The sequence below is a fragment of the Bacillus sp. JJ1127 genome, from assembly GCF_036965845.1.
In the GTDB taxonomy this organism is placed as follows: domain Bacteria; phylum Bacillota; class Bacilli; order Bacillales; family Bacillaceae_G; genus Bacillus_A.
Genome location: NZ_JBALQK010000380.1, coordinates 1 through 2826, shown reverse-complemented (window position 1 = coordinate 2826; position 2826 = coordinate 1). Strand labels below are relative to the sequence as shown.

4 protein-coding genes are annotated in these 2826 nt (G+C 36.6%); 2 read left to right on the top strand and 2 right to left on the bottom strand.

The genetic code is table 11. The features are described 5' to 3' along the window. Nucleotides 1–81: 81 nt before the first annotated feature. Nucleotides 82–1563 carry an aminotransferase class I/II-fold pyridoxal phosphate-dependent enzyme gene (locus V7183_RS24735; RefSeq protein WP_335361184.1) on the top strand — a complete coding sequence of 494 codons (1482 nt, stop codon included), beginning with the start codon at nucleotides 82–84 and terminating at the stop codon, nucleotides 1561–1563. Between the two features lie 75 nt (nucleotides 1564–1638). Next, nucleotides 1639–2469: a protein-glutamine gamma-glutamyltransferase gene (locus V7183_RS24730; RefSeq protein ID WP_097895012.1), complete on the top strand. Its 831-nt coding sequence runs from the start codon at nucleotides 1639–1641 to the stop codon at nucleotides 2467–2469. A gap of 32 nt (nucleotides 2470–2501) precedes the next feature. Here V7183_RS24730 and V7183_RS24725 read toward each other — a convergent pair whose 3' ends face one another. Continuing rightward, nucleotides 2502–2633, bottom strand: coding sequence for a GapA-binding peptide SR1P (locus V7183_RS24725; protein ID WP_097895011.1), 132 nt, complete (start codon nucleotides 2631–2633; stop codon nucleotides 2502–2504). Between the two features lie 58 nt (nucleotides 2634–2691). Next, the gene (locus tag V7183_RS24720; protein ID WP_335361185.1) at nucleotides 2692–2823 is read right to left on the bottom strand and encodes a GapA-binding peptide SR1P; all 132 of its coding nucleotides are present in this window, start codon (nucleotides 2821–2823) and stop codon (nucleotides 2692–2694) included. Nucleotides 2824–2826 lie beyond the last annotated feature (3 nt).

Genomic DNA, 2826 nt, shown 5'->3' with positions numbered 1-2826 from the left:
TAACTATACAAGGGAAGATAACTTTCTTATTGAACAAGATGTCATAAAACAAAGCATAATAAATATTTCAAAGAAGAAGGGGTGTATAGATTGTCCCAATACAAAACACCATTGTTTACCGCTTTAGTAGAGCACAGTAAGCGAAATCCTATTCAATTCCATATTCCAGGTCATAAAAAAGGACAGGGAATGGATCCTGTATTTCGCGAATTTATTGGGCATAATGCATTAGCAATTGATTTAATTAACATTGCGCCGCTCGATGATTTACATCATCCAAAAGGTATGATTAAAGAAGCACAGGATTTAGCAGCTACTGCGTTCGGTGCAGATCATACTTTCTTTTCAGTTCAAGGTACAAGCGGAGCAATTATGACAATGGTGATGAGTGTTTGTGGCCCAGGAGATAAAATTCTCGTACCGCGAAACGTTCATAAATCTGTAATGTCAGCCATTATTTTCTCAGGTGCAAAACCAATTTTCATTCATCCTGAAATCGATCCGAAACTCGGTATTTCACACGGGATTACGATTCAATCCGTAAAAAAAGCACTTGAGGAACACTCAGATGCAAAAGGATTACTCGTTATTAATCCAACATATTTTGGATTCGCCGCAGACCTGCAGCAAATTGTAGAATTAGCTCATTCCTACGAAATACCTGTATTAGTTGATGAAGCTCACGGTGTCCACATCCATTTTCATGATGAATTACCGATGTCAGCTATGCAAGCGGGTGCAGATATGGCAGCGACAAGTGTTCATAAGCTAGGCGGATCATTAACACAAAGCTCTATTTTAAATGTAAAAGAAGGCCTCGTAAATGTAAAACATGTCCAATCGATTATTAGTATGCTTACAACTACATCGACTTCTTACATTTTGCTAGCTTCCCTTGATGTTGCGAGAAAAAGACTTGCAACTGAAGGAAAAGCATTAATAACAAAAACAATACAGCTAGCTGAGCATGTTCGTGACGCCATAAACGATATTGAACATCTTGATTGTCCCGGAAAAGAAATGTTAGGTACAGATGCCACGTTTAGCTATGATCCAACAAAGCTAATTGTGTCTGTAAAGGACTTAGGAATTACAGGTCATGAAGCAGAAGTATGGTTAAGAGAACATTACAATATTGAAGTTGAGCTCTCAGACTTATATAACATTCTATGTCTTGTTACACTAGGCGATACAGAAGATGAAACAAACATTCTTATTAGAGCCTTACAAGAAATGGCAACGACATTTAAACATAGAGCCGACAAAGGTGTTCAAGTACAAGTTGAAATTCCAGAAATTCCTGTACTTGCTCTCTCTCCTCGAGATGCCTTTTATTCAGAAACAGAGGTTATCTCGTTTGAAAATGCTGCTGGCCGCATTATAGCTGATTTTGTTATGGTTTATCCACCAGGGATTCCAATCTTTACTCCGGGTGAAATTATTACACAAGAAAACTTAGATTATATTCATAAAAATTTAGAAGCTGGTCTACCAGTACAAGGTCCTGAAGATATGACGTTACAAACATTACGTGTTATTAAAGAATACAAGCCTATCAGTTGATAGGCTTTTTTTTCACCATTTTTTCGTTTATTCATACGATACTAGAGAATGTAACGTATAGGTGGGGATACCATTATGATTGTGATTGGTCGCTCTATTGTACATCCTTATATCACAAATGAAAACGAACCGTTTGCTACTGAGAAACAACAAATTTTAGCCATTATGACTGGAAATCAAGAAGTATACTCCTTCCGAACAGCTGATGAACTTAGCTTTGATCTAAATTTACGAATTAACATTATTACTTCTGCATTAGAACTTTTTCAAAGTGGATTTCAGTTTCGGACATTTCAGCAATCCTTTTGCAATCCTGAGTTTTGGCAAAGAACATCACTGGGAGGATTTCAATTACGCCCTGGCGTACCATCTTCCGTCGCGATACGAGATATTTTTAAAAATGGAAAAATGTATGGCACAGAGTGTGCAACAGCAATGATTATTATTTTTTATAAAGCGCTATTAGCATTATATGATGAAGAAACGTTCAACCATCTATTTGCAAACCTCTTACTCTATACATGGGATTATGATCATGACCTAAAATTAATAACAAAAACAGGTGGCGATATCGTTCCTGGTGACCTTGTTTACTTTAAAAATCCACAAGTGAATCCAGCTTCGATTGAATGGCAAGGAGAAAATGCAATTTATTTAGGGAATTACTTTTATTATGGTCACGGTGTAGGTGTAAAAACAAAAGAACAAATTATTTATCTATTAAATGACCGAAGAATTCCATATGCCTTTATTTCAGCATACTTAACTGATTTTATTACACGTATAGATAGCCGCCTCATGAGCCAACATGCTTCTACAAGCAATCTACAAACAACGCTAGGATTTATCCCTATTAGAGATGATGCAATCGTTGCAACAATTGGTCACACAACTACTATCTACTAAAAAACGCCTGCAGATGCAGGCGTTTTACTCTATTACTGGGCTTTTGTATGCTCCTTGTGATTACATTCGCAATGAGATCCACATTTCCCGTAAAGTACTGTTGTTTTTTCATCTTCAAAGTGTGCAATTGTTCCTTCACAAACTTGACATACGATTGTTCCCATTTTTTATTTCCTCCTAAGTTTATAGTTCCTAAAACTTTTTTATACAAGTCTCTATATATTATCGGGCCGTTGTATGTTCCTTGTGATCACATTCGCAATGAGATCCACATTTCCCGTAAAGTACCGTTACTTTCTCATCCTCGAAGTGTGCAATTGTACTTTCACAAACTTGACATACGATTGTTCCCATTTT

What these genes read in the sequence shown, in the direction of transcription:
- V7183_RS24730 (WP_097895012.1), top strand. Translation starts at nt 1,639, where the DNA reads ATGATTGTGATTGGTCGCTCTATTGTACATCCTTATATCACAAATGAA.
- V7183_RS24725 (WP_097895011.1), bottom strand. Translation starts at nt 2,633, where the DNA reads ATGGGAACAATCGTATGTCAAGTTTGTGAAGGAACAATTGCACACTTT.
- V7183_RS24720 (WP_335361185.1), bottom strand. Translation starts at nt 2,823, where the DNA reads ATGGGAACAATCGTATGTCAAGTTTGTGAAAGTACAATTGCACACTTC.